Source organism: Streptomyces amritsarensis, assembly GCF_001953875.1.
Lineage (GTDB): Bacteria > Actinomycetota > Actinomycetes > Streptomycetales > Streptomycetaceae > Streptomyces > Streptomyces amritsarensis.
Genome location: NZ_MQUR01000004.1, coordinates 43,896 through 68,077, shown reverse-complemented (window position 1 = coordinate 68,077; position 24,182 = coordinate 43,896). Strand labels below are relative to the sequence as shown.

The window sequence follows — 24,182 nt, the reverse complement described above, 5'->3', positions numbered from 1 at the left end:
TCCGCCGCCGATGTCGGCAGAGGAACGAAGCCCATGCCCAAGCACAGCATGCGCGCGGTGACGGCCGTGGCCGCTCTGGCCTGCCTGACCGCAGTGGGCGCCGCACCCGCGGGCCCCGCGGCCACAACCACCGCGGCCACGGCCACAGGCCCCGCACCCCGCGCCACGGCCCCACCCTCCTCGCCCGCCGTGCGCTTCGTGCCCGGTGCCTGCCCGCAACCGCCCGAGCCCATCGAGGCGCTCGGCGATGCCCGCTGCGGCGTCCTGCAAGTCCCCGAGAACCGCTCCCGCCCCGGCGGGAGGACCATCGAGCTGGCCGTGGCCGTCATCCCGGCCCTCGCCCCCGCGAAACCCGCCAAGGAGCCGGTGGTGTTCATGGCGGGCGGTCCCGGCGCCGACACCTTCGACGACATCCCCTTCCTCGTCGACTCCGGCCTGAACAAGGACCGCGAACTGATCGTCATGGCCCAGCGCGGCAACCTCTACGACCGGCCGAACCTCGCCTGCCCCGAGGTCGACCGGTTCAACGCCGAGGCCGTGGGCCTCGGATACGACGCGAAACAGGCGGAGGACCTCCTGCTGAAGGCAGTCGAGGAGTGCCGCGGCCGCCTGACCTCACAGGGCGTCGACCTGAGTGCCTACAACACCACCGAGAACGCCGCCGACTTCGCCGACCTGCGCAAGGCGCTGGACATCCCCCGGTGGAACGTCTACGGATACTCCTACGGATCCGACCTGGCCCTGACCTATCTGCGCAGGCACCCCGAGGGCGTCCGAGCCGTGGCGGTCGACTCGGTCGCACCGCCCCAGTACGCGACCCTGCCGTGGACGTGGAGCAGCGTCGCCGAGGGGATCGACAACATCTTCGAGGCGTGCGCGGCGCAGCCCGCCTGCAAGGACCGCTACCCGGACCTGCGCCGTACGCTGACCGAACAGGTGCGCAGGCTGGAGGCGCAGCCCCTGACCCTGGACGTCGCACCGCCGGGCGGCGGAAAGCCCGTCAAGGTCGTCCTCGACGGCGGCGCGCTGCTGAACCTGATCGTCGCCTACACCCCCCGGCCCAAGGACGTCCCCGCGGCCCTCACCGAACTCGCCGCCGGAAACCCGGAGCGCTTCGCGCAGGCCCGCGCGGCAGGCTCGGTCCAGAACGTCGGCGCGTTCGCGCACGGCCTGACGAACTCGGTGGCGTGCGCCGAATGGGCACCGGCGTACGCCGAGGCCGACGTGCTCGCGGCGGGCCGGAAGGCCTTCCCCGGCTGGCCGGACACCGTCCTCGCCCAGGCGCCGCAACTCCCCTTCCAGTACCCGGTGTGCCGGCTCTGGAACGTCCCGGACCGCGCGGCCGTCCAGCGCGTCGCGACCGCCGGCGCCATCCCGGTACTCCTCGTCTCCGGCACCTTCGACGTGAAGACCGGGGCGAGCTGGGCCGAGGAGGCGGCCCGCACCCTGCCCCGCTCGACCACCGTGCAGATCCCCGGAATCGGCCACTGGGTGGTCCCGCAGTCGCCCTGCGCACAGCGCGTACTGGCCTCCTTCCTCGACCGCCCGACCGCGCCGCCCGACACCGGCTGCGTCGACGGCCTGGAACCCCAACCGTTCACGATCATTCCCGAATGACCGGGAGGGCAGATGACCTTCGCCCGTGCGCCCCGCCGTCACCACCCCGCAGGACGACTCCTCGCCCCGTCATCCGCCGGCCTGGCGGCAGCGCTCCTCGTCGCCGGCCTGCTCTCGGCGCCCGCCCGGGCGCAGGTCCGCACCACCACCGAGCCCACCCCGGGAGCGCCGATCGGCACCGTCGCCCGGACCGCGGGTGATGCGGCCTACGAACCGGGCCCCTGCCCGAAGACACCGGAACCGGTCAAGGCGCTCGAAGGAGCCCGCTGCGGCACGCTCACCGTGCCCGAGAACCGCGAGAAGCCCGGCGGCCGCACGATCCGGCTCGGCGTCGCCATCGTGCCCGCCGCGACCGACAGCCCCGAGCCCGACCCGATCGTCTGGCTCGCGGGCGGACCCGGGGACGACGCGGTGGGAGAGGCGCAGATGGCGATCGACGGCGGCCTGAACCGCGACCGCGACGTCGTCTTCATGTCCCAGCGCGGCACCTACTCGGCCGACCCGGACGTCCTGTGCCCCAACATCGACGAGTTCAACGCACGGTCGGTCGGCCTCGTCTACGACGCACCGTCCACCGAGCGCCTGCACGTCGAGGCCACCAAGGCCTGCCGCGACCAGCTCGCGGCCCGCGGCATCGACCTCAGCGCCTACAACGACATCCAGAGCGCCGCCGACTACGAGGACCTGCGCAAGGCGCTGGGCATCGACCGGTGGAACCTCTACGGCATCTCCTACGGCACCCACCTGGCGCTGGCCTACATGCGCCTGCACCCCGAGGGCCTGCGCTCCGTGGGCCTCGACGGCATCCTCCCGCCGTCCAGAGCCGGCTCGGCGGCGACCTGGAGCAGCGCCCGGCAGGGCTTCGACGGCCTGTTCAAGGCCTGCGCGCAGCAGCCGGCCTGCAACAAGCGCTACCCGAACCTGTCGGCCACCTTCGACAAGCTCGTCCGCCAACTGGAGGCCGAGCCGGTCACGACCACCGTCACCCTCCCCGGCAGCGACAAACCGGTGAAGGTCGTACTCGACGGGGGAGCCCTGGTGAACTGGATGACCTCGGCCACCCACGTGGCACCCCAGGTACCCGCGGCCCTCGACGAACTGGCGCGCGGCAAGCCGCAGCGCATCGCCCAGCAGTGGGCGGGAGGCAAACTCAGCCCCCAGGCCATCGGCCGGGTCGCGCACGGCCTCGTCTACGGCGTCTTCTGCAGCGAGTGGACGCCGTACGAGAGCGAGCAGGCGGCGCTCCGCGGCGGACAGGCGACGTTCCCGTCCTTCCCCCGCTCGGTGCAGGCCCAGGCCCCGCAACTCACCTTCCTCCACCCGGACTGCGACGTCTGGAACGTCCCCCCGGCGCCGCCCTCCATCCGTGACGCCACGCGCGGCGACATCCCCACCCTCGCCCTGTCGGGCGGCTTCGACTCCCAGACCGGTGCGGACAACGGGCCGTACGTCGCCCGCACGCTGCCCAACGCCGAAGTCGTCACCGTCCCCTACGAGCCGCACGTGGTGTTCGCCACGTCCGAGTGCGCGCAGGAGATCGCCGTCTCCTTCTTCGACACCCCGTCCGCACCGGACACGGCATGCCTGAAGACCCTCGAGGCGCCCGAATTCGAGATCGCCCCATAGGCGCGGGGCACCGTGCTTGCCGGTGCCCGTGCCCGTGCCCGTGCCGGTGCCCGTGCCGGTGCCCCGCTCAGCCGCCGCCGTTGCCGCTGCCGTTGCGGACCGGTGCGACCGGGCGCCAGGGCGCGAAGGCGCTCGCCCCGCGCGGCAGGATGCCGGCCAGCTCGGGGCAGTGCCGCAGGATGACGCTCGTCATGCCGCCCCGCTCGATCCAGTCCATGCCCAGCGGTGTGTAGACCTCCGGCCGGAAGTCGACCGTGAGGAAGCGGTCGCTCTGCAGGCGCCTGCTGGCCATCAGGATGAACACGCGGAAGGCGGTGTCGCTGAAGCCGAAGCCCTCGGGCGGATTCTCGGCGAACAGCCCCACCATCGTGTCGACGTCGTCCACCGACCGGTAGACGTCCCGCAGGCGGGCGACCGTCTCCGGATCGCCGGAGAGCTCCTCGAACCGCCGGATCCGCGGCTTGTGCAGGCCGGCCCGGAAGTCGTTGTAGCGCGGGACGCCGCGGCGCCGGGTGCGCACCAGGTCGACCACGGAGAGGTCGATCACCTCGCCGTCCCGATGGAACTCCTGCAATGCGCGCGGGAAGTTGTGCAGGGTGATCGCCCCCGGGTGGGCGATGCCCAGCGAGTACAGGGTGTTCACCAGACCCGTCTTGCGGATGAGCGGCTCCGTCGCGGCGCCCTGGAGGGCGGCGAAGTCCAGCGTGTCCAGCCGGCGGCCGAACCGGTGGTCGACGAGCTCGTAGTCGTCGGGCATCAGCGGGTGCATCCGGTAGACGGTGACGAACTCCTCCGTGAGGGAGTACGGCGCGCCGTGGTGGTCGGGCAGGGTCTTCGGGATGCCCTGGCGCCCGTTCGCCTCCAGCAGCCAGACGCCCAGCTGGTCGAGCCACTTCTTCGGCGGCCCCTGCCAGTTGGTCCGCATGCCGACGTCGAGCGTCTCGGTGGCGAGGATCGCGGGCGTCCACTCGACCGTGTGGATCTTCGCGATCAGGGCCGAGACGACCAGCCGGGCCGTGTGGTAGACCCGTTCCTCGTCCATGCGCGGATACTCGTGCCGCAGGGCTTCGCACACCGCGTTGTGCTCACGGGCGAAGAGCGTGTGCATGGCGCTCAGGCCGAGCCACCAGTTGTCGGTGAACCCGGTGAGCGGGGAGCCGTTCGGGCCGCCCGGCAGGTGCCCGTCCTCCAGCCGCAGGCCGGCGCCGCCGTCGGGCTCGCGCAGCGCCGTCGCGGCCGCCCGGTCGCCGCCGTAGACCTCCGAGCCGTCCCACCAGTGCGACACGTCGCTGGCGAACACGATCGGCGGCCGCCCGCCGGGCGTCGCCGCCGCCTCGTCCTCGCCGAAGCGCATCACCGCCTCGCGCGGGCCGCCCGGCGTGTTCTGCCACGTCTCCCCGGGCGGCAGCGGCACCTCCACGCTGCGGGTGGAGACCGGATGCCGCCGGTGCTTGACCCAGTCGTGCACCTGGAACTGGATCCACGCGGCGGCGATGACGTTCAGCGAGGTCGCGGGGATGAACGCCTCACGCCGCAGCAGTTCCCTGCTGACGGTGACCGGATTGGGCGAGTCGAAGCGGTCCGGGCGGTAGACGGGCGGCATGGTGCGGCCGAACATCGCCCCTGCGGCCCCCATCCGCGGCGCCGACAGGTCGTTGTACGAGCCGTCGTAACTCCGCCTGACCAGCAGCTCCTCGTCCGGCGGCGCCTCCACCGGCCCGGCCACGGGCGGAGCCTCGTGGGGTTCGGTGTCGATCAGGTTGTGCCGCCGCAGCGTCTGCCGGAAGGCCATGAGGTTGAGCAGGCCGAGCGGGGTGGGCAGCCGGTGCCACGGGACGAAGCGGTTGACCGTGCGGAAGCCGGCCCGCAGCGGCACCCCGAGCAGGGTGTTGCGGCGCGGCTCGACCGTCACGAAGCGCCGGCCGAGGCGGTGGGCGCTGCTCGCCTCGTAGGCGGCCTTGCGGGCACGGTTGAGGTTCCCCAGGGGGCGGAAGTCCTCCGAGGTGTGCCACGGGTTGAACGCCAGCAGGTCGACCCGTGCCGCGGCGGCGCGCGCCTGCGCGGTGTCGACGTCCTGGCGCGGGACGGTCAGCGTGGCCACCGGCACGACGGGTGCGACACCCTCCTGCCACTCGGCCGCACCGTCCTCGATCGGCGTGCGCCGGGCGTCCACGTAGCGCTGCACGCACAGCTCGAAGACGACGTCCCCCTGACGCAGCCGCCCGGAGAGCTCGCGCCGCAGGTAGTCGGGGTCGGTACCCGACGCGGCCGGGGCCGGCGCGGCGGACGCGGCGGGCCGCAACTGGTAGCGCACCGGCCCCCGGTCGCCCCACAGGATCGCGCCGCGGCTCCAGTACGTCTCCAGGGCCAGGCTGCGCACCGTGCGCCGGGTACCCGCGACGATGTTGCGCCGCATACGGGTGGCCGCGGGCCGGCCGACCGCCAGGGGCAGCTTGAGGAACAGGGCGATCCCCTTGCGCAGCCGCGTGTCGGCACCCGCCATGGCCTTGGCGAAGGCGACGAACTCGCGCGCGTCGCGGGCGTGGGAGACCGGGAAGCTCGTCATCAGCAGATCGTGGGTCTCACCCGGACCCGCCTCGACGCGCAGCGCCGCACCGCGCAGATCGGGCGCGAAGTCCGGCTGGCGCGCCCCGCTGGCGTTGGAGAGCCGGACCGTGACCGGGTACTCGGCGCCGGGCGCGGCGAAACCCGCCCGCAGCTCCTGCGGCAGGTCCTCGCGGAACTTCAGCCGGGCGTTCTCCACGCCCAGGACCGCCTTGGCGTGGAAGGTCCGGTCGACGGCGGCGGCGCCACTGCGTTTCCTCACCTTGTGCTGCACCCGCAGCAGCTCATGCGCCAGCCGTTCGAAGACCAGCCGCTCGGCCTCCGGACTGCCGCCGGCGTAGCGCTCGTACTGTTCGACCTCGTCCATGCGAGCCTCTTCCCAGGGGATCTCCGTGCACTCCCCACGACGCTGCCCCAGCCCTCGGCAGCTGTCGTGCGGAGCGCGGCAGACAGGCGAAAACCCAGGTGAAAGGCGGGATCCGGGGCATCACGGTGCAACCGCGCCCGCCGCTCCGCCCGGCACCTGTCCGGCGCAGCGGCCCGGATTCTTCTGCGCCGGGACATCGCCCCAGGAAGCCGGTCCGATCCATGCCGTCCGCTCCGCCCGGCGCGGGCGCGGCCGCACCCGTTGTTGTTGCGGCATCGGATGCGCGTCCGCCTTCTGGAAGGCGTCGGAAGACCCACAGCGACAGAACGGTGAGTGGCATGCTCCCATCCAACGAATCCCCGGAAGAGCGGGAACAGCAGCAGGCTGCGGTGCAGCGGTACCGCGAGGCGTCCGCGGAGCGCAAGGAGATCGAGGCGCAGCTGGCGGCCGGGGTGCGGTACCCGGACACCCCCGAGCGGATCGCCTCCCGGGCCGGCCGGCTGCTCGAACGGGGCGGGATCCCGCCGACGGCGGCGGTGGAGGGCGTCCACGCGGAGGCGCTGGACCTGCCCGAAACCCTGGAGCGGGTCATCGGACTCACCAAGGACCTCCAGCCGTGGAGCTTCCTGCCCCGAGGTGCCCGCGCGGCCGCCACCGTCGCCCGGATCTCGATCCTCCGCGGCGGCCTCGAAAGGCCGCACGGAACCGGCTTCCTGGTCTCCCCGCGGCTGCTGCTCACCAACCACCACGTGCTGCCGGACGCGCAGACGGCGCGGCGCTGCTTCCTGGAGTTCAACGCCCAGGTCACCATCGACAACGCACCCGACGCAGCGATCCGGTTCACCTTCGACCCGGACACGTTCTTCACGGCGGACAGGCACCTCGACTACGCGCTGGTGGCCGTCGCTCCCGCCACCGACGGAACTCTCGCCGGCGAGATGTTCGGCTGGAACCAGCTCAGCATCCAGCAGGGCAAACTCGTCCAGAACGAACCGGTGAACGTCATCGGCCACCCGATGGGCCGGCTCAAGGAGATCGCGCTCCGCGACAACGCCCTCGTGCAGCGGCTCGACGACTTCCTCCACTACCGGACCGACACCGAGCCCGGCAACTCCGGTTCCCCGGTCTACAACGACCAGTGGGAGGTCGTGGCGCTCCACCACATGGGCGTGCCGAGAACGGACGCCCAGGGCCGCATCCTGCGCAAGGACGGCCAGCTCTGGCGGAGCGGCGTCGACAGCGACGACACCGTCGACTACGTCTCCAACGAAGGCGCCCGCACCAGCTCCATCCTCAAGCACCTGGCCGCACAGCCGCTGGACGCCGGGCGGCGCGCGCTGCTGGCGGAGATGGGAGCCGAATCGGGGCTGCGGCAGGACGCCGTGGCCGCCCCGGTGGAGACGCCGGTCGCACCGCTCGCGCCCGTAACACCCGTGGCGCCCGCAACGCCCACAACGCCCGTGGCGCCGGCCGTGGCCCCGGCCCGGACCCCGGCCCCCGCCCCGCGGGAGGCGGCGCCCGCCGGCTCCCGGGTCGGCCTGAAGGCCCCGATGAACGCGTTCGGCGGTGCCCGGCACCTGGTCTTCCTGCACGGCAGGAGCCAGCAGGGCAAGGACCCCGAGACGCTGCGCCGCGGCTGGACCGGGGGACTCAACCACGGGCTCACCCGCGCCGGCCTCCGCACCGTCGACCCGCAGGACGTCTGGTTCCCCTACTACGGCGACCGCATCGTCGAGGTCATCGGGCAGCACGAGGCGCTGCCCGCCGCCTACGCCGACGCGCCGGCCGCGGCGGCACTGGAGGCCTTCGCCGCCCGCTCCGAGCAGGGGACGTACGAGCAGCTCGTCATGGAGGCCGCCGCCCTCGCCGGCATGCCGCAGGACGGGCAGCAGGCCGCGGAGAACATCGGCAGCACGATCGTCGGATCACTCCAGGGCGCCCTGGGCTGGCTGGCGGCCAAGACCGACGTGGACGCGCTGGCCATCGCGACCATCTTCCGCGACGTGGACGCCTACCTCGGCGACCGCGCGGTCCGCGAGGCCGTCCTGGACCGGGTGTCCGAGGAGATCCCACGCGAAGGCGAGCTGGTCCTGGTGACCCACAGCCTCGGCACGGTGGTCGGCATGGACCTCGTCGCCAACCGGCTCCCCGCGGGCATGAAGGTCACCCTCCTCGTCACCGCGGGCAGCCCCCTGGGGATGAACGCGATCACCAGTCGGCTCCTCCCGCCGGGCACCAGCCGCCCCGGGGCCGTACGCGAGTGGGTCAACGCCTGGTGCCCGACCGACGCGGTGGCCATCGGCTGCCCGTTGGAGCCCGTCTGGGGCAAGCTGACGGAGGAGCACGCGGTGGTGAACGCGAGCGACCGGGCCCACAGCATCGAGGAGTACCTCGCCCACCCCGAAGTCGCCACGGCGATCGACACGTTCCTCGCACGCCCCACCCCGTGACGCGCACCGGCCGGGCGGACCCGGCGTCATCCTGAGCCGCTGTTCCACCCCGGCGAGCCGCCCACCCGGCCCGTCCCGGCCGGGTCGGGCGCCGTTCCTAGGCGGACCTGCGGCGCAGGGCCCGGCGGACCCCCCACAGGGCGACGAGCAGCACGAGGGCCACGACCACGACGATCAGGAGAATCCTGAACAGGCCGCTCTTCTTCTTGCTCTTCTTGCCCTTCTTCTTGCCCTTCTTGTTCCCGGTGGTGGCCCGGACCTGCGACGACGCCGGCGCCTGGAGCCCGGTGGCCACGCCTGCGCCGGCGAAGAGACCGCCCTGCGCCTGCGCCGCGGCCGCAGGGGCCTGCCGGGCGGCCGGAACGGCCGCCGAGGCGGTTGCCGCCGGAGCCAGGAGCAGTCCGGCGAGCACGAGGAGCGGGACGACCGCCGCCGCGATCACCGGGCGCTTCTTCGGATTGCTGTGCGTTGTCACTGTCTCCCCCAGTTCTCCCCGACCCCGCCCGGACCTGGTGGGATCCGGAAGGCCGGGGCCTGAAGGCATCGTCGACGACTTCGACCGCCCCCGCAAGGACGAGGACCCGGCGACGTCGCCCGGTGCGCGAAAGGCACGCGAGGACGCACCCTCCGTCACCGCTTCGCCGCGGGCTCCGCATTGCGCCAGACCGTCAGGTCGACGGTGACGAAGGCCGTTTCCTTCTTTCCGCCCGACCTGCCGCGGAAGGTCGCCACCGCGATGTGGCCGGCCTTGCTCAGCACACAGACCTGTGTCCCGTCCGTGAGCTGGTCGAGGCCGACCTTCTCGGTGAAGCGGGTCACGGCGCGGCAGGTTTCCAGAGAGCCCTTCTCGGAGTTGTTCAGCACGACGAGCTTGCCGTTCGTGGTACCGAACTTCTCGTCCCCGAACAGGGTGTCCCGGTAGTAGAAGAGGTCGGCGTGCCCGTAGAGCACCCCGGCGCCGGTCGGCTCCTCGGCCGGGCGCGGCGGATTGTCGGCGAACATCAGCTCGTGGTTCTGGGGCACCTCGATGCCCGGGTACGCGACCGGCTGCGGGTCGGGCCGCCGCGAAGAGGCCCCGGCGGCGCCCGACGCCTTGGCGTCCCGGTCCTTCCCGGAGCCGCCGTCCGGCAGCAGGGACCCGATGACCGCGAGCCCGGCGACCGCCGCCGCCACCGCCCCGGTGACGATCAGCCCCGTCCGCCTGGGGCGCGGCGGAGCGGGCGGACCCGGGATGAAGCCGTGGGGGTGGAACGGCGCCGGCGTGCTGCGGCCCGGCGCGTACGAGGGCTGCGTGTACGGAGGCCGGCCGTACTGCTGCTGCGGGTACGGGGTCGGCGCGTACGGCGGCGCCCCGTAACCCGGCGGCACCGCCCCGGGAGGCCCCGGCGCCTGAGCCGTCCGGGTCGGCGCGGCGGCGGCCGCCGCCGGTGCACCCGGGGCCGGCGACTGCAGCGAGACCTCGGTCGGAGCCGGAGCCGGAGTCGCCGTGGCCGTCGGCGGCTGCGGCGGCGGGGCGGGTGTCGGCGAGGGCAGCCGCAGGCGGTCGGTGAGGGAACCGGCGACGGCCTGCGGCAACCAGTCCCCGCCCTGGCGCAGCGGAGCCTGCGAGGCCGCGTGGCACAGCTCGATGACCTCGGTCAGCGTCGGGCGGTCGGCCGGATCGCGACTGAGGCAGCGGGTCACCACGGGCCGCAGCTCCTCCGGAAGAGCGCCGAGGTCGGGGTCCTCGTGCACGATGCGGTAGAGCACCGCGTGCGAGGGCCCGTCGCCGAAGACCGATGCCCCGATCGCGGTGAAGGCGGCGATCTGCCCGAGGGCGAAGACATCGGTGGCCGGGGTGACCGTGCCGGCCGAGGCCTGCTCGGGCGCCATGAACGCCGGGGTGCCGACGCTGACCCCGGTACTGGTCAGGGCGGTGGAGTCGGCGGCCCGGGCGATGCCGAAGTCGATGACGCGCGGGCCGTCGGAGGCGAGCAGCACATTGGCGGGCTTGAGGTCGCGGTGCACGATGCCCGCGCCGTGGATGACGTGCAGCGCCTCGGCGACCCCGACGGTCAGCAGCAGCACGCTGCGCACCGGCAGCGCGCCGTGCCGGGCGACGGCGTGGGCGAGCGACGGGCCGGGTACGTAGGCCGTGGCCAGCCACGGCCGGGGTCCCTCGGTGTCCGAGTCGATGACCGGTGCGGTGTAGAGCCCCTGGACGCGCTCCGCGGCCCGTACCTCCTGCCGGAAGCGCCGCCGGAACTCGGGGTCCTCGCTGAACTCGGGCCGGATCACCTTGAGGGCGAGGGGCCGGCCGCCCGGCGTGTGGGAGAGGTAGACCTTGCCCATGCCGCCCGCACCGAGCACGGCCGCCAGGCGGTAACCGCCCACGACGGCGGGGTCGTCCGCAGTGAGCGGTTTCAGGAAACCGGCGGAAGGAGCGCTGGCCATGGGATCCGTCTCTGATTGCGGCGATGCAGCACCTGCCGGCGCCCCGAAGTCAACCGAGAGCGTACCCAATGCCCGCCCGCCACGGGGCCTCAGACCACGGAGAGCAGGTCCACCACGAAGACGAGCGTGGAACCCGCCGGGATCAACGGCGAGGGGGACTGCTTGCCGTAGCCGAGGCGCGGGGGAACGACGATCTCACGCCGGCCGCCGACCTTCATCCCCCTGATGCCCCGGTCCCAGCCCTTGATGACCCTGCCTCCGCCCACGGCGAACTTGAACGGCTCGCCCCGGTCCCAGGAGGCGTCGAACTCCGCTCCGGACGCGAAGGTGACCCCGACGTAGTGCACCCGGACGACCCTGCCCGGCTTCGCCTCGGGGCCGTCCCCGACGACGATGTCCCGGATGGTCAGCTCTGCGGGAGCGTCACCCAGCGGGCGTTCGACCACGGGTTTCGTCGGTTCGCTCATCGCACCCTCACCACTCTCCGCCGGTATCCCTCGTACAGGCCGACCGAAGTACATCAAACCCCAACCCCGGGTGCATGCGCGCGGCGACGGCTCCGCGGACACCCCTCGGAAGGCACCGCTTAGGATGTCGGCCGCGCGCCGATGTCACACGCTGTCGACACCGCGCCGGGTAGCGGTTCCTATGGGGGAGAACTTCGGTGTTCGGAATCATCAGGCCATGCCGTCATCGCCTGGGTGAAGGCCTGCGTACCGAGTGGATGGCGCATCTGTGCGGGCTGTGCCTGGCTCTGCGCAGCGAGTACGGGCAGTTCGCGAGGGTGGCCACCAACTACGACGGCCTGATCGTCTCGGTGCTGACCGAGGCGCAGTCGGAGCGTACCGGTGGCTGGCGCCGGGCTGCCGGCCCGTGCCCGCTGCGCGGGATGCGGTCGGCGGACGTGGCGCAGGGTGAGGGTGCGCGGCTGGCGGCGACGGTGTCGCTGGTGCTGGCCGCGGCGAAGATGCGCGACCACGCGGCGGACGGCGACGGCCTGGTGGGGCGCCGCCCGGTGGCGCTGGCGGCACGCCGGATCGCCCACACCTGGGATCGTGCGGGAATCGCGGGCGGCGCACGACTGGGCTTCGACACCTCGCTGTTGCTCGGGGCGGTCGAGCGCCAGCAGGACGTCGAGCGGTCGGTCGGACCCGGTGGCTCGCTGCTGACGGTCACGGAGCCCGCGGAGACGGCGACCGCAGCCGCCTTCGCGTACACCGCAGTGCTCACGGACCGCCCGGGCAACGCCGAACCGCTGGCAGAAGCCGGCCGTCTGTTCGGCAGGCTGGCGCATCTGCTGGACGCGGTGGAGGACATGGACGCTGACGAGGCGTCCGGCGCGTGGAACCCGATCGCCGTGACCGGTGCGGACCGCGCCGAGGTGCGCAGGCTCTGCGACGACGCCGTCCACGGAATCCGGCTCGCCCTGTCCGACGCCGTGTTCGTCGACGACCGGCTGGTGCGGGCGCTTCTGGGCGGCGAACTGGAGCGTGCCGTCGACCGGGCCTTCGACCCCCGGCATCGCCACCCTCAGCACCGCCCGCAGGTGCGGGGCCTGCGGATGCTGCCCTGGCTGGGACGCCGTACGGAGACGGAGACGCCTCCGGCAGCGGGCACGGACACGGCCGGCGCGGGCGCGACGGGCACGGCGTGCGGCGTGGGCGCGCTCGCGGGCGCGGGCCCGCAGGGCGGGGTGACGGCGTCGGGCCGGCCGCCGGAGGGGCAGTGCCGGCGGTGTCGCGAATGGCGTCGGCTGTGCGGCCGGTGCGGGCTGTGCCTCCGATGCTGCCGCTGCGACGAGGACGCCGGCGACGGGGAGCCCTGGCAGTTCGGCGACGGCAACCGCAGCGACGGCACCACCCGGGACGGCTCCGGCAGGGACGGTTCCGGGGGCGACGGCTGGTTCGGCGGCCAGGGCGGCGGCCCTTCGGGCGGGTCCTCAGGCGGCTCGGGCGGCGGCAGCGGCTCCGGGGGCTCCGGCGGCGGCTCGGGTGACGGCTGCGGTGGCGGTGGCGGCGGCTGCTGCAACCCCTGCAAGTGCTGCTGCGACTGCTGCGACTGAACGACGGCGCACTCGGGGCGGCGACGGGGCGGCGACGAGGCCGCGACGGGGCGGAAGGCCCCGGTCCGTGCGCCCGAAGGGGAGCGGCCCTGCTGTCGGCCGTCCCGCAGCCGGGCAGCGGCCTGCCCCGGAAGGCGTGTCTCGGAGGTCCCGGGTCGGCAAAATGGTTTGAGCTCGGGCCGCGGCACCGAGAGGATCGGGGGACACCGATGAGTTCTTCCCGGCGCCGCGGTCTGTCAGTGTGACCCGCCCACATGCGGAGGACACTCACATGACGGAAGGCACCATGTCCGCCCCACACGCAACACCCGAGCTCTCGCCCGACCGCGTCACCGCCGTGCTGCGGATCCTCGTGCTGTCCACGTTCGTCGTCCTCCTCAACGAGACGATCATGGTCAACGCGATCCCGCGGCTCATGCGCGAATTCGAGGTCACCGCGGCAGCCGCAGGCTGGCTGTCCACGGCCTTCATGCTCACCATGGCCGTCGTCATCCCGGTGACGGGATGGTTCCTGCAACGGGTCACGACCCGGACCGCCTTCAGCCTCGCCATGGCGCTGTTCCTCGCCGGCACGGCCCTGGCCGCGGCCGCGCCCGCCTTCCCCGTACTGCTGGCCGCCCGCGTCATCCAGGCCGGCGGCACCGCCGTCATGATGCCGCTGCTCATGACGACGCTGATGACCCTCGTGCCCCCGCACGACCGCGGCCGCGTCATGGGCAACATCACCCTCGTCATCTCCGTCGCACCCGCCCTCGGCCCCGCCGTCTCCGGAGTGCTGCTGCAGCTGGGGTCATGGCGCCTGCTGTTCCTGGCCGTTCTCCCCATCGCCGGAGCCATGGCCGTGTTCGGCCGGCGCAAACTGATCAACATCGGCGAGCCGCAGGCCGGTCCGATCGACTGGTTGTCCGTCCCCCTGGCGGCGGCGGGCTTCGGCGCCCTGGTCTACGGCCTCAGCGGGCTCGGCGCCGGGGACGCGGTCCGGGGCCCCGTGCCCCCCGCGGTCACGACCCTGGTCGGCGCCGTGCTGGTGGGCCTGTTCGTATGGCGGCAGCTTGCGCTGCAGCGCTCGTCCGCACCGCTGCTGGACCTGCGCGCACTGACGTTCCGGCACTTCTCCGTGGCGCTCGCCCTGATGTGCCTGTCCTTCATGGCCCTCATGGGTGCGTTCATCCTGCTGCCGATCTACCTGCAGGAGGTGTGCGGCCTGACCTCACTGCAGACCGGGCTGCTCCTCATCCCCGGCGGCCTGACCATGGGCCTGCTCGGACCACAGGTCGGCAAGCTCTACGACCGACTCGGCGCGCCACGCCTGGTGGTACCCGGCGCCGTACTCACGGCGCTCTGCCTCGCGCTGTTCGCCCTCACGGGCGAGCAGACCTCGCCGTGGCTGGTGCTCGCCCTGCACGTCGCCCTGAGTGCGGGCATGGCGTTCGTCTTCACCCCCGTCTTCACCTCCGGTCTGTCCGTGCTGCCGCCGCACCTCTACCCCCACGGCTCCGCCATCCTGGGCTCCCTCCAGCAGGTCGCGGCCGCCGCCGGCACCGCCCTGGTGATCAGCGTCATGTCGGGACAGGCCGCCACGGCGGCCGCCGAGGGCGCCGACGCCACCGGCGCCCTCGCCACGGGTATCCGGTGGGGATTCGGCGTCGGTGCCGCGCTCGGCGCCCTGGCCGTGCTGGTCGCGCTGCTGATCCGCACCCCGCCCGCTCCGCAGCAGCCGTCGGTGCCGGACGCCCAGGACGAAGACGGCACGGCCGCGAACAAAACCGCCCCCACCACCACCTGACCCCAGGCTGCCCACAGCACAGTCGGCCAGCAGCCGCTGGGCCAGGGGTGCACGCACAGCCCGCCCGGCCCGCCACCTGGGACCTCTGCGGGGACGCTGTGTTCCGCATGCGCGCCGGCGCGGTGCCCGCATCGGACGAGGGGCGCGCGGTCCGGCCGCACCAGGCCGCACCGGGCGGCGCCGGTTCGGGCCTCGTCCCCCTCCCGGGAACGCGCGGTCGCGGCGGCGCGTTGAGGGGGGTAGTGGTCGACGTCACAAGGAAGGTGTCCGCAGATGTCCAACAGCGGAAAGGTCGCGGTTGCCGGAGTCGTGGCAGCCATCGTGTTGTTCTGGGCGGTGGGCTTCTGGGCAGGCCTGCTGGTTCTGATCGGAGTGCCGGCCGCGGCCTACCTCCTGCTGGACTCCTCCCAGCGGCGCCGGGTCCGCGGTCTGTCGAGGAAGCAGATCGGCCGCTGACACACGGCACGCGGCGCACGGCACGCGGCGCACGGCGGGCCGCGGGGGGCGTTTCGAGGAGTGGCCGGGCTCCGGCTGGTGTGCGGAGCCCGGCGGGCGTGCCCGCGGGACGGGGGTTCGGCGCGGGTCCGCCCTGGCGACGACTCAGGCCGCGCCGCTCACCACGACCGGCGGGAGGTCCGCTTCGAGCAGCATCTGGGACGCGTGGTCCACGAGGTTGCGGAGCACCGGCTGGTAGGCCTCGTCACCGCCCAGTTCGTCCAGGATCCGGTAGGCCTCGGCGCGGAAACCGTCGATCTCCGCGCGGTAGCGGTCGAGGGCGACCGGTGTCCGAAGGAGGCTCGCGAGTTCCCTCCTGGCCTGATGCGAGCGGCTCGCGGCGGCGCACAGTCCCAGGATGTGTTCCCGGGAAAGGGGTGAAGCGTCCTCGAGCACGGAGGCGAGCAGATAGGTCACCGTGCCATTGAGCAGGTCCTCGTCGCGGCCGGACAGGATGTCTTCCTGATCGTTGAAGATCTGCCACAGGATTCCGAAGACGTAGCCGAACTCACGCCACAATTCGACCTTGTCGGCCGTGGTGCCCGAGAATATGGCGGCCATTGCCGTGATCATGCCGAAGGGTGCGCCGGATTTTCCGCGGTACGTCTCCACCACCGATTTGCGTGATGCGCTGCAGACGTTCCCGCGCATGTCGTCTATCTGGCCGTCGACGCCTATGATCCAGCCATTGAGGATCTCGGATATCAGGGCGCCGTGCGCCGCCCCGGGGAGATCTTGCGCCAGGATGATCTGTATGGGGAGGGCATTTCCGGTGATGACGGAGGCGAGGAGCGCTTCGTCCTCGGTGAGCTCGCCCGAGATGGACGCGCCGTCGGCGTCGGCCAGGTCGTCGAGATAGCAGGCCGAGGTCCACCACAGCAGGTGCACCGCCGACAGGGGAACGGCCGGCCCGGGATTCCCCGTCTCTATGGCGTGCGTGAGCAGCGGGAGCACCGACAGGGGATGTCTCAGTTTGCGCTGCTCCAAGAGCTTGGCCACGGAGTTCCTGGTGGTCGCCGCGACCGGGCCGAGCCGGTCCAGAGCGGTTTCGATCTCCGCATCGATGTCCTGTGCGACCTTTCGGTGCAGGTCCAGGTACGACATGGAATTCAAGAGTGGCCTCCATCGTGGAATGAGCGTGGGGGTGAGGTGCGCACCCTTTGAGCCGCGTGACTGGCCGATTCGATCATTCCGGAGGGAGGGGATCCAGAGCGATTTTCAGTCGCCCTGGCCGAATCCCGTTAGTTTAGGCATTAAACTACCGGCGGTAACAAAGATTTTGAGCCATTGGACCGATCAGTAGTAGCCATCCATCAAGGTCGTCGCCCACTCCGGCTGGCGCACCTCGCCGCGTGGCCCGAATTCGACCATGTACGGTTTCAGATCGAGGACCGGTGTGCCGTCCACGGCGTCCAGCCCCTCCACGTGGACGTCCAGACCGTCCACCTTCACCACCCGGCAGCGCGAGACCCCCAGCCGGTTGGGCCTGTTCTTGCCGCGCTGCGCGAAGATCCCGACGAGCGGCCAGTCCGGGTTGTTCCGCGGGTGCCGCGCACCCGTCTCGACCTTCCCGACCGGCACCCGGTCGAAGTGGTAGACCACCTCGACGTGCGAGAAGTCCTCCAGCCCGTACAGGGCTTCGGGGCCGAACCGTCCGCCGTCCAGCCGGATCACGGCCCTCTCCCGCCCCCAGCCGTCGTCCACGACGTCGACGCGCCCACCGACGACCACACCCACCGGCTCCGACTCCACCACGTGCGCCCCCGTCCCTCTCGTACCGTCGCTCCTGCACCCGCTGCTCATGCACACGTTGTCCGTACACACGCCGTTCGTGCCGCTCGCGCACACGCTGTTCGTCCGCGCGACCCCGTTCGTTCGCGCCCCCGGCCGGTCCGGCCGGGGCTCACGCCGGCCGGACCGCGACGCGCTCCAGCGCCGCCAGCAGGTCCGGCAGGTCGGGATCCCCCTGGCGGGGGACCGTGAGCACCTCGCCCGGCTCTTCGTCCAGGAGGACGAAGGCCGCGTCGCCGGTGCGGGCCACCAGCGACCAGCCGGGCCCGTCCACGCGCAGGGTCCGGGCCCCCTCGCCCGCGAAGGCGGACCGCACGCGGCCGGCCGGCGGCGGGGTCCGCGTGTATTCCAGCGCCTGCTCCAGCGCACGCGCGAGCCCGGGGTGGGCAGCGGCCGCGGCTCCGCCGTCCGCCGCCACCCGCTCGCGCCAGTCGGCCCATTCCCGCCCGATCTGGTCCGCACCCAGCCGGCGCTGCACCGGGCCCCAGGCCTCCGCCGAGGGCGGCGCCAGCGGCACCCGCCCCGTACCGTCCGCACCCTGCTCCGGATCGTGCGGCTCCGGGATCCCCGGTGCGGCCACCGACAACTCCACCGGCCAGCCCGCCAGGGAGACCACGATCGTCCGCTCGTCGGGCGACAGGTCGTATTCCATGCCGCAGTCCCACGAGGCGATGGCCGCGGCCACGAGCGAGACGTCGTCGACGACGACCGTCCAGCGCGCGCCCTCCTCGTCCTGGCCCAGCACCAGCCCGTACCCCTGCCCGTTCGGCGGCACGCCCAGCAGGGCGCAGGCCTCGGGGAAGTCGTCACCCAGGAAGCCGGGGAACTGCGCGGGGGTCAGGAGTACGGCGGTCAGCACGTACAGCGAGCCGCCACCTTCGTCGTCGGACACCTGGCCTCCAGCCTGCTCTCTCGTCGGCGCACCTTAACCAGCGGGTAACCCGCGCGTCGAGAGCTTGCGGGCCACGATTTCCAAGGCTGCTACCTGCACGTAGAGTTGGGGACCCGCCACAGAAAGGGACACCCGGTGCAGCGTTACGACCGGCTGAAGGAGATCCTCCGGCTCGACCCCGACAAGGACTTCCTCGCCATCTACCGGCTCACCGCCACCTACGAGTTCCCCTGGGACTTCACCCGCGCCCTGGAGCTCGCACTGTTCCGGACGTACGCCGTCCCGAGCATCGGCGGGCTGCTGGCCGAGACCGCCGAGTTCACCGACCGCGCCCAGAAGCGCTACGACGACACCGCGCTGCTCCTCGACGCGGTCGTCGAGCACGGCTTCGAGAGCGACACCGCGCGCACGGCGATCCGCCGCGTCAACCAGATGCACCGCAGCTACGACATCTCGGACGACGACATGCGCTACGTGCTGTGCACGTTCGTGGTCATTCCCGCACGCTGGCTGGACGCCTACGGCTGGCGCCCGATGACCCACCACGAGCGCCGGGCGAGTGCCAACTACTACGCCACGCTCGGCCGACACCTGGGCATCAGGGACATCCCGGGCTCCTACGAGGAGTTCGAGGCCACTCTCGTCGCCTACGAAGCGGCCCACTTCGGCTGGGACGAAGGCGCCCGCAAGGTCGCCGACTCCACCCTCGACCTGATGGCGTCCTGGTACCCGGCGCCGCTCGCCCCCGCGGTGCGCCGCGGTGGGATCGCCCTCCTCGACGATTCGCTGATCGAAGCCTTCCGGTACGAGGCGCCCCGCGCCGGTGTCCGGAAGCTGGTGCAGGGCGCGCTGCGGCTGCGCGGCCGCGCGGTCCGGCTGCTGCCCCCGCGCCGGGCCCCGCACTACGCCCGCCAGAACCCGGAGATCAAGGGCTACCCGGGTGGCTACGACGTGGGCGAGCTCGGCACGTTCCCCGTGCCCGGCTCGGGCGGCTGCCCCGTGCCGCATCCGCGCCGGCCCGCCGGAGCCGAGGCCCAGCCCCCGGCCTGATCCCGGGCACCTCCGCGGGCACCGGGCGCGGTGCCGTCGTCAAGGTGCCGTGCTGGTGTCGTACAGGTGCCGCTCCGTGGCGGCCGCGCTTCGGTGCGGCGGGGGAGCGGGCCGGCCTCCGGTGCGGCGGGCCGCGGCGTGTCCGCGCGGGTGGCCGGTGGCCGGTGTCAGGGGTCAGGGGTCAGGGGTCAGGGGTCGGCTTTTCGGGGTCGGCCGTCAGGGGTTGCGCACGGCCAGCGCCAGGAAGCGGTGGTCCTCGTCCGCGTACGAGATCATGTCCCAGCCCGCGCAGGACAGGAGCGGGCCGAGGTTGTGCTCGGCCCGCAGGTCCTGCGCGGTCAGTTCGCGGCCCTGGCGCGCGGCGAGCGCCGCCCGCCCGATCGGGTGGAAGAGCGCGAGCCGACCGCCGGGGCGGACCACCCGCGACAGCTCGCGCAGGTTCGCCGCAGGATCGGGCAGATGTGCGACGAGGCCTGCGGCGAACACCGCGTCCAGCACCCCGTCGCGCAGGGGCAGCCGGGCCGCGTCGGCCAGCAGCAGCGTGCCCTCGGCGGCGCGCCCGGCCCGCCGCGCGGCCGCCAGCATCTGCGGGGTGAGGTCCACGCCCAGCACGGTCCCCGCGGGTCCGACGGCGGCCCGCAGCGGCCCCAGGGCCCGCCCGGTGCCGCAGCCCGCGTCGAGCACACGGTCCCCGGGCCGCAGCCCGAACTCCGTCACGGCGGCGGCGAAGGCGGGGCCGTCCTGCGGGAACCTGCGGTCCCAGTCGGCGGCCCGCGCCCCGAAGAACTCCTGCACGTGCGTGTGGTCTTCGCTCATGGGCCCATGATCCCCCACCCCCGCACGCCCCGGTGTCCGTGAGCGGTGCGCAAGGTGGCACGCCGGGTGATCGAAGGTGAACGTAGCTCTGTCATATTCCAGCACTTCCAGCTGCTTTCGAAATGCGCCCCCTGTTCGCGCCCTCACCCGGACTAGCGTCCGTTGGCCATGGGACACCTGGGACATCTGGACCACGCCGCCTACGGCTGGCTGACCCCCGTGCTGTCATACGTGATGGCATCGATCGGCGCCGCCCTCGGGCTGCGCTGCACCGTGCGCGCGCTCGCCGCGACCGGAGCCGTCCGCCGCAACTGGCTTCTCACCGCGGCCTCCGCCATCGGAACCGGCATCTGGACGATGCACTTCGTCGCCATGCTCGGCTTCGAGGTCACCGGTACGGAGATCCACTACAACGTGCCGCTCACCATCCTGAGCCTGCTCGTCGCCATGCTGGTCGTCGGCGCCGGCGTCTTCGCCGTCGGCTACGGCAAGGCGCGCGGCCGTTCCCTCGTACTGGGCGGCCTCACCACCGGACTCGGCGTCGCCAGCATGCACTACCTGGGCATGGCGGCCCTGCGCCTGCACGGCGAGGTCTCCTACGACCCGCTCGTCGTCGGCCTCTCCGTCGTCATCGCCGTGGTCGCGGCCACCGCCGCCCTCTGGGCCGCGCTCAACATCAAGTCGCCCGTGGCCGTGGCCGCGGCCTCCCTGGTCATGGGCGCAGCCGTCAGCAGCATGCACTACACCGGGATGACGGCCGTCGCCGTCAGCGTCAGCCCCTCGGACGCGGCCCTGCCCGGAGCCACCGCGATGCAGTTCATCTTCCCGCTCGCCGTCGGGCTGGGCTCCTACCTGTTCATCACCGCCGCCTTCGTCGCGCTCTCCCCGACCGCCGACGAGCGCGCCGCCTCCGCCTCCGCCCGGCACCTGGGGGAGCACACGGCGGCCGCGCACTGACCCGCCCGGCCCCGCTCCGCCCGCGCGGGCGTGCCCGCGCCCGTCCCACCGCACGGCCCACCCGCCATCCGCCATCCGCCCCCATCGGACGCTCCCCCCTCCCGATGGTCCGCCCCACCGATCGACCGCACCCGTAGGCACCGCCCGGAACGAGGAGCCCATGCGAACACCCCGCAGAAGACCGGAAGCAGCGGCGCCGCGGCTGCCCGCGCCCCCGGCACGCGGCCGCCGGGCCCACGCCGGGCCACCGGCCGAGGAACCGGCCGAAGACCGCGCGCGGCAGCAACCGCACGGGGCGGACGACACCTGCCCGACCCGCCCCGCCGCCCCGCGTGAGCGCGGCCCCCGGCTGCGGCTGCGCCCCGCCACCGTCCGCGCGAAGATCGTCTCCCTGCTGATGGTGCCGGTCGTCTCGCTCCTCGCGCTCTGGGCCTTCGCCACCGTCAACACCGCCCAGGACATAGCCCGGCTGGGGCGGGTCCAGCAGGTCGACTCCGAGATACGCGCCCCCGTCGCCGCCGCCGTCACCGAGCTCCAGGCCGAACGGCGGGCAGCCGTCCGCCTGCTGGCCGACCCCGCCGCCGACGCGGGCGCACTCGACCAGCAGGCCCGCCGCACCGACAGCGCCGTCCGCAGCCTGCGGCTCGGCGACCGCCACACCGTCGCCGACTCCGGCGACTACCGCTCCGAGACCGTGGTCCGGCTGGACGCCTTCGTCGTCGCCGCCGAGGCGCTGGGCTCGGCCCGCAAGGACATCACCGACCGCCGCGCCACCCCCGAGGCCGCCATCGCGATCTACACCCGGGTGGTCGACGCCGCCTTCGCCGTCGGCGGCTCCCTCACCGGGGGCGAGGATGCCGACCTCGGCCCCGACGCGCGGGTCCTGCTCGAATTCGCCCGCGCCGCGGAACTCCTGTCGCGCGAGGACGCCCTCCTCGCCCTGCCGGGCCAGCGCAGCGCCGAAACCATTCGGCAGCTGACCGGCGCCGTCGAGTCCCGCCGCGCCCTCACCGAGGCCGCGGCGCGCGACCTGCCCGCCGCCCAGCAGGACGCATGGCAGTCCGTCGCCAAGAGCGCCGCCTACGCCGACCTCACCGGCGCCGAGGACCGGGCACTGGCCGCCGGCACCTCCCGGGACGCCCGCGGGGCGCCCGCCGGATGGGAGGCCGCCCACAGCGGCATCAGCACCTCCATGCGCGAGATCGAGGAGGCCGCGCACACCGCGGCCGCGGACCGCGTCGACCCCGTCGCCGAGGGGGCGTTCAGCCCCGCGGGCGCCGCCGTGCTGCTGGGCCTGGCGGCCGTCGCCGCCACCCTCGTCATCTCCGTCCGGATCGGCCGCGTCCTCGTCGTCGAACTGGTCTCGCTGCGCAACACCGCCCTGGAGATCGCCCACCGCAAACTCCCGCACGCGATGGAGCGGCTGCGCGCCGGAGAGGAGATCGACGTGGCCGCCGAGACACCGGCAGGCCCGCCCGCCGACGACGAGATCACCCAGGTCGGCGAGGCCCTGGGCACCGTCCACCGCGCGGCGCTCAGCGCAGCCGTCGAGCGTGCCGAGCTCGCCAGCGGGGTGTCCGGCGTCTTCGTCAACCTCGCCCGCCGCAGCCAGGTCCTCGTGCACAAGCAGCTCACCCTGCTCGACTCCATGGAACGGCGCGCCGACGACCCCAACGAACTCGGCGACCTCTTCCGCCTCGACCACCTGACCACCCGGATGCGCCGGCACGCGGAGAGCCTGATCATCCTCTCGGGCGCGGCCCCCGGCCGGGCCTGGCGGATGCCGGTGCCCCTCACCAACGTCGTCCGGGCCGCCGTCTCCGAGATCGAGGACTACCCCCGTATCGAGGTGCGCGGGCTCGCCGAGGCCGCGGTGGTCGGCGGAGCCGTCGCCGACCTCACACACCTCCTCGCCGAACTCATCGAGAACGCCGCCCAGTTCTCCCCTCCGCACACCAAGGTCCGGGTCAGCGGCGAACCGGTCGGCACCGGCTACGTCCTCGAGGTCGAGGACCGCGGACTGGGCATGGGCCGCGAATCCCTCGCCGACGCCAACCGGCGCATCGAGCAGTCCGAGGACCTCGACCTCTTCGACAGCGACCGGCTCGGCCTGTTCGTGGTCAGCCGCCTCTCGGCCCGCCACGGCGTGAAGGTGCACCTGCGCACATCGCCCTACGGCGGCACCACCGCCGTGGTCCTCCTGCCCAACTCCATGCTCCAGGGCGGCACCACCGTCGAGGACCCGGCCGGCGGCACCGCCGAGGCCCGCCCCGCTCGCGGACGTCTGGAGGAGCAGCCGGCGGCCCCCGGCCCGGACCGGACCCCCTCCGCGGCCCCGTCGACCCGACCGCCACGCGAAGCGGCCCCGGCCGCGCAGCAGCCCCCCACCGTCACGGTCGTACGGGACGACGCGCGCGGCCCGGCCGCCGTACGGGACGGCGCGCGCGGCCTCCCGGAGGGCCGGGACGCGGCCCCCGCGGCGGCCGAGGAGCCCAGTCCGGCTCCGGTGGCACCCCTGCGGCCGCGCACCGCCGGTGCCGCGGGCACCCGTACGGACCCCTCCGCACCCGCACACGCACCCATACCCGCATCGGGTTCGGTGACGGAACTGCCGCGCCGCGTGCGCCAGGCCAGCCTCGTCCCGCAGCTCCGGGAGGCCCCCGCGCCCAAGGATCCGGCCGGTGTCCGGCTGCCCGAGGACCCGCCGGGGCGCAGCCCGGAGGAGGCCCGGGACCGGATGGCCGCCTACCGGGCGGGCTGGGTCCGCGGCGCCGAGGAGAACACCCCCCACGCAGGCAGTGAAGGAGAAGTGTGATGATCGAACACCAGAAGGTCGGGCACGACGGCATCCGCCGGTCGGGAGAGCTCGACTGGCTCCTGGACGACCTGGTGCACCGGGTCGTGGAGGTCCGGCACGCCGTGGTCCTCTCCAGCGACGGCCTGGCGGTCGGAGCCTCCAGCGCGCTCAGCCGGGAGGACGCCGAGCACCTGGCGGCGGTGGCCTCCGGCTTCCACAGCCTGGCCAAGGGCGCGGGCCGGCACTTCCACGCCGGGGGCGTGCGCCAGACGATGGTCGAGATGGACGCGGGGTTCCTCTTCGTCGCGGCGGCCGGCGACGGCTCCTGCCTGGCGGTGCTCAGCGCCGCCGGCGCCGACATCGGACTGATCGCCTACGAGATGGCCCGACTGGTGAAGCGGGTCGGCGAACACCTCTACACGCCGCCCCGGTTCGCGGCGCGGCCGCCGGCCGCCGGCTGAGGGCGGCGGTCCGGCAC

18 protein-coding genes are annotated in these 24,182 nt (G+C 73.3%); 10 read left to right on the top strand and 8 right to left on the bottom strand.

Annotated elements, in window-relative coordinates; all coding sequences use genetic code 11:
* The first annotated feature begins 33 nt into the window (after positions 1-33).
* Together AVW11_RS02975 and AVW11_RS02970 are read left to right on the top strand one after the other, a co-directional pair.
* Positions 34-1,617 (top strand): alpha/beta fold hydrolase, encoded by a 1,584-nt coding sequence (locus tag AVW11_RS02975; protein ID WP_076043120.1) that lies wholly within the window; start codon positions 34-36, stop codon positions 1,615-1,617.
* A gap of 12 nt (positions 1,618-1,629) precedes the next feature.
* On the top strand, positions 1,630-3,243 hold the full coding sequence (locus AVW11_RS02970; RefSeq protein WP_076043119.1) for an alpha/beta fold hydrolase: 1,614 nt from the start codon (positions 1,630-1,632) through the stop codon (positions 3,241-3,243).
* Between the two features lie 67 nt (positions 3,244-3,310).
* On the opposite strand, the gene AVW11_RS02965 is transcribed toward AVW11_RS02970, so the two are convergent.
* Positions 3,311-6,175 carry a peroxidase family protein gene (locus tag AVW11_RS02965; protein WP_060179062.1) on the bottom strand — a complete coding sequence of 955 codons (2,865 nt, stop codon included), beginning with the start codon at positions 6,173-6,175 and terminating at the stop codon, positions 3,311-3,313.
* 338 nt (positions 6,176-6,513) lie between these two features.
* On the opposite strand from AVW11_RS02965, the gene AVW11_RS02960 reads away from it, so the two are divergent.
* A complete protein-coding gene (locus AVW11_RS02960) occupies positions 6,514-8,625 on the top strand; it encodes a trypsin-like serine peptidase (RefSeq protein ID WP_076043118.1) in 2,112 nt (703 codons plus the stop codon).
* A 97-nt stretch (positions 8,626-8,722) separates the two neighbouring features.
* On the opposite strand, the gene AVW11_RS02955 is transcribed toward AVW11_RS02960, so the two are convergent.
* The 3 genes from AVW11_RS02955 to AVW11_RS02945 form a co-directional block, all read right to left on the bottom strand.
* Positions 8,723-9,100 (bottom strand): DUF6480 family protein, encoded by a 378-nt coding sequence (locus tag AVW11_RS02955; protein ID WP_143568793.1) that lies wholly within the window; start codon positions 9,098-9,100, stop codon positions 8,723-8,725.
* A gap of 155 nt (positions 9,101-9,255) precedes the next feature.
* On the bottom strand, positions 9,256-11,058 hold the full coding sequence (locus AVW11_RS02950; protein WP_076043116.1) for a serine/threonine-protein kinase: 1,803 nt from the start codon (positions 11,056-11,058) through the stop codon (positions 9,256-9,258).
* 89 nt (positions 11,059-11,147) lie between these two features.
* Positions 11,148-11,525 (bottom strand): FKBP-type peptidyl-prolyl cis-trans isomerase, encoded by a 378-nt coding sequence (locus AVW11_RS02945; RefSeq protein ID WP_030845320.1) that lies wholly within the window; start codon positions 11,523-11,525, stop codon positions 11,148-11,150.
* A gap of 197 nt (positions 11,526-11,722) precedes the next feature.
* Between AVW11_RS02945 and AVW11_RS02940 the strand changes: the two genes are divergently transcribed.
* The 3 genes from AVW11_RS02940 (at position 11,723) to AVW11_RS02930 (ending at position 15,362) form a co-directional block, all read left to right on the top strand.
* Positions 11,723-13,120: a DUF5685 family protein gene (locus AVW11_RS02940; protein WP_076043115.1), complete on the top strand. Its 1,398-nt coding sequence runs from the start codon at positions 11,723-11,725 to the stop codon at positions 13,118-13,120.
* Between the two features lie 271 nt (positions 13,121-13,391).
* The gene (locus AVW11_RS02935; RefSeq protein WP_240528119.1) at positions 13,392-14,906 is read left to right on the top strand and encodes a DHA2 family efflux MFS transporter permease subunit; all 1,515 of its coding nucleotides are present in this window, start codon (positions 13,392-13,394) and stop codon (positions 14,904-14,906) included.
* A 273-nt stretch (positions 14,907-15,179) separates the two neighbouring features.
* On the top strand, positions 15,180-15,362 hold the full coding sequence (locus tag AVW11_RS02930) for a hypothetical protein (protein ID WP_030845327.1): 183 nt from the start codon (positions 15,180-15,182) through the stop codon (positions 15,360-15,362).
* 144 nt (positions 15,363-15,506) lie between these two features.
* Here AVW11_RS02930 and AVW11_RS02925 read toward each other — a convergent pair whose 3' ends face one another.
* The 3 genes from AVW11_RS02925 to AVW11_RS02915 all read right to left on the bottom strand — a co-directional run bounded on the left by AVW11_RS02925 (position 15,507) and on the right by AVW11_RS02915 (position 18,084).
* Positions 15,507-16,505 (bottom strand): polyprenyl synthetase family protein, encoded by a 999-nt coding sequence (locus AVW11_RS02925; protein WP_076043114.1) that lies wholly within the window; start codon positions 16,503-16,505, stop codon positions 15,507-15,509.
* Between the two features lie 192 nt (positions 16,506-16,697).
* Entirely contained in the window at positions 16,698-17,153 is a 456-nt protein-coding gene (locus tag AVW11_RS02920) for an SAM-dependent methyltransferase (protein WP_076043153.1), read from the bottom strand.
* 151 nt (positions 17,154-17,304) lie between these two features.
* Complete coding sequence (locus AVW11_RS02915) at positions 17,305-18,084, bottom strand: hypothetical protein (RefSeq protein WP_030845333.1); 780 nt, start codon at positions 18,082-18,084, stop codon at positions 17,305-17,307.
* A gap of 135 nt (positions 18,085-18,219) precedes the next feature.
* On the opposite strand from AVW11_RS02915, the gene AVW11_RS02910 reads away from it, so the two are divergent.
* Complete coding sequence (locus AVW11_RS02910; protein ID WP_076043113.1) at positions 18,220-19,134, top strand: oxygenase MpaB family protein; 915 nt, start codon at positions 18,220-18,222, stop codon at positions 19,132-19,134.
* 216 nt (positions 19,135-19,350) lie between these two features.
* Here the strand turns inward: AVW11_RS02910 and AVW11_RS02905 are convergent, their stop codons facing one another.
* The gene (locus tag AVW11_RS02905) at positions 19,351-19,950 is read right to left on the bottom strand and encodes a class I SAM-dependent methyltransferase (protein ID WP_030845337.1); all 600 of its coding nucleotides are present in this window, start codon (positions 19,948-19,950) and stop codon (positions 19,351-19,353) included.
* 177 nt (positions 19,951-20,127) lie between these two features.
* Between AVW11_RS02905 and AVW11_RS02900 the strand changes: the two genes are divergently transcribed.
* The 3 genes from AVW11_RS02900 (at position 20,128) to AVW11_RS02890 (ending at position 24,165) form a co-directional block, all read left to right on the top strand.
* Positions 20,128-20,907, top strand: a complete 780-nt coding sequence (locus AVW11_RS02900) for an MHYT domain-containing protein (RefSeq protein WP_030845339.1) — start codon at positions 20,128-20,130, stop codon at positions 20,905-20,907.
* Between the two features lie 160 nt (positions 20,908-21,067).
* Positions 21,068-23,722: a sensor histidine kinase gene (locus tag AVW11_RS02895; RefSeq protein ID WP_076043112.1), complete on the top strand. Its 2,655-nt coding sequence runs from the start codon at positions 21,068-21,070 to the stop codon at positions 23,720-23,722.
* Entirely contained in the window at positions 23,722-24,165 is a 444-nt protein-coding gene (locus AVW11_RS02890) for a roadblock/LC7 domain-containing protein (RefSeq protein ID WP_030845343.1), read from the top strand. Before AVW11_RS02895 ends, AVW11_RS02890 begins: the two co-directional genes overlap by 1 nt.
* Positions 24,166-24,182 lie beyond the last annotated feature (17 nt).

Bases quoted from the DNA above. Each gene is read 5' to 3' on its own strand.
- AVW11_RS02975 (WP_076043120.1), top strand. From the start codon at position 34: ATGCCCAAGCACAGCATGCGCGCGGTGACGGCCGTGGCCGCTCTGGCC.
- AVW11_RS02970 (WP_076043119.1), top strand. From the start codon at position 1,630: ATGACCTTCGCCCGTGCGCCCCGCCGTCACCACCCCGCAGGACGACTC.
- AVW11_RS02965 (WP_060179062.1), bottom strand. From the start codon at position 6,175: ATGGACGAGGTCGAACAGTACGAGCGCTACGCCGGCGGCAGTCCGGAG.
- AVW11_RS02960 (WP_076043118.1), top strand. From the start codon at position 6,514: ATGCTCCCATCCAACGAATCCCCGGAAGAGCGGGAACAGCAGCAGGCT.
- AVW11_RS02950 (WP_076043116.1), bottom strand. From the start codon at position 11,058: ATGGCCAGCGCTCCTTCCGCCGGTTTCCTGAAACCGCTCACTGCGGAC.
- AVW11_RS02945 (WP_030845320.1), bottom strand. From the start codon at position 11,525: ATGAGCGAACCGACGAAACCCGTGGTCGAACGCCCGCTGGGTGACGCT.
- AVW11_RS02935 (WP_240528119.1), top strand. From the start codon at position 13,392: ATGACGGAAGGCACCATGTCCGCCCCACACGCAACACCCGAGCTCTCG.
- AVW11_RS02930 (WP_030845327.1), top strand. From the start codon at position 15,180: ATGTCCAACAGCGGAAAGGTCGCGGTTGCCGGAGTCGTGGCAGCCATC.
- AVW11_RS02925 (WP_076043114.1), bottom strand. From the start codon at position 16,505: ATGTCGTACCTGGACCTGCACCGAAAGGTCGCACAGGACATCGATGCG.
- AVW11_RS02905 (WP_030845337.1), bottom strand. From the start codon at position 19,950: ATGAGCGAAGACCACACGCACGTGCAGGAGTTCTTCGGGGCGCGGGCC.
- AVW11_RS02895 (WP_076043112.1), top strand. From the start codon at position 21,068: ATGCGAACACCCCGCAGAAGACCGGAAGCAGCGGCGCCGCGGCTGCCC.
- AVW11_RS02890 (WP_030845343.1), top strand. From the start codon at position 23,722: ATGATCGAACACCAGAAGGTCGGGCACGACGGCATCCGCCGGTCGGGA.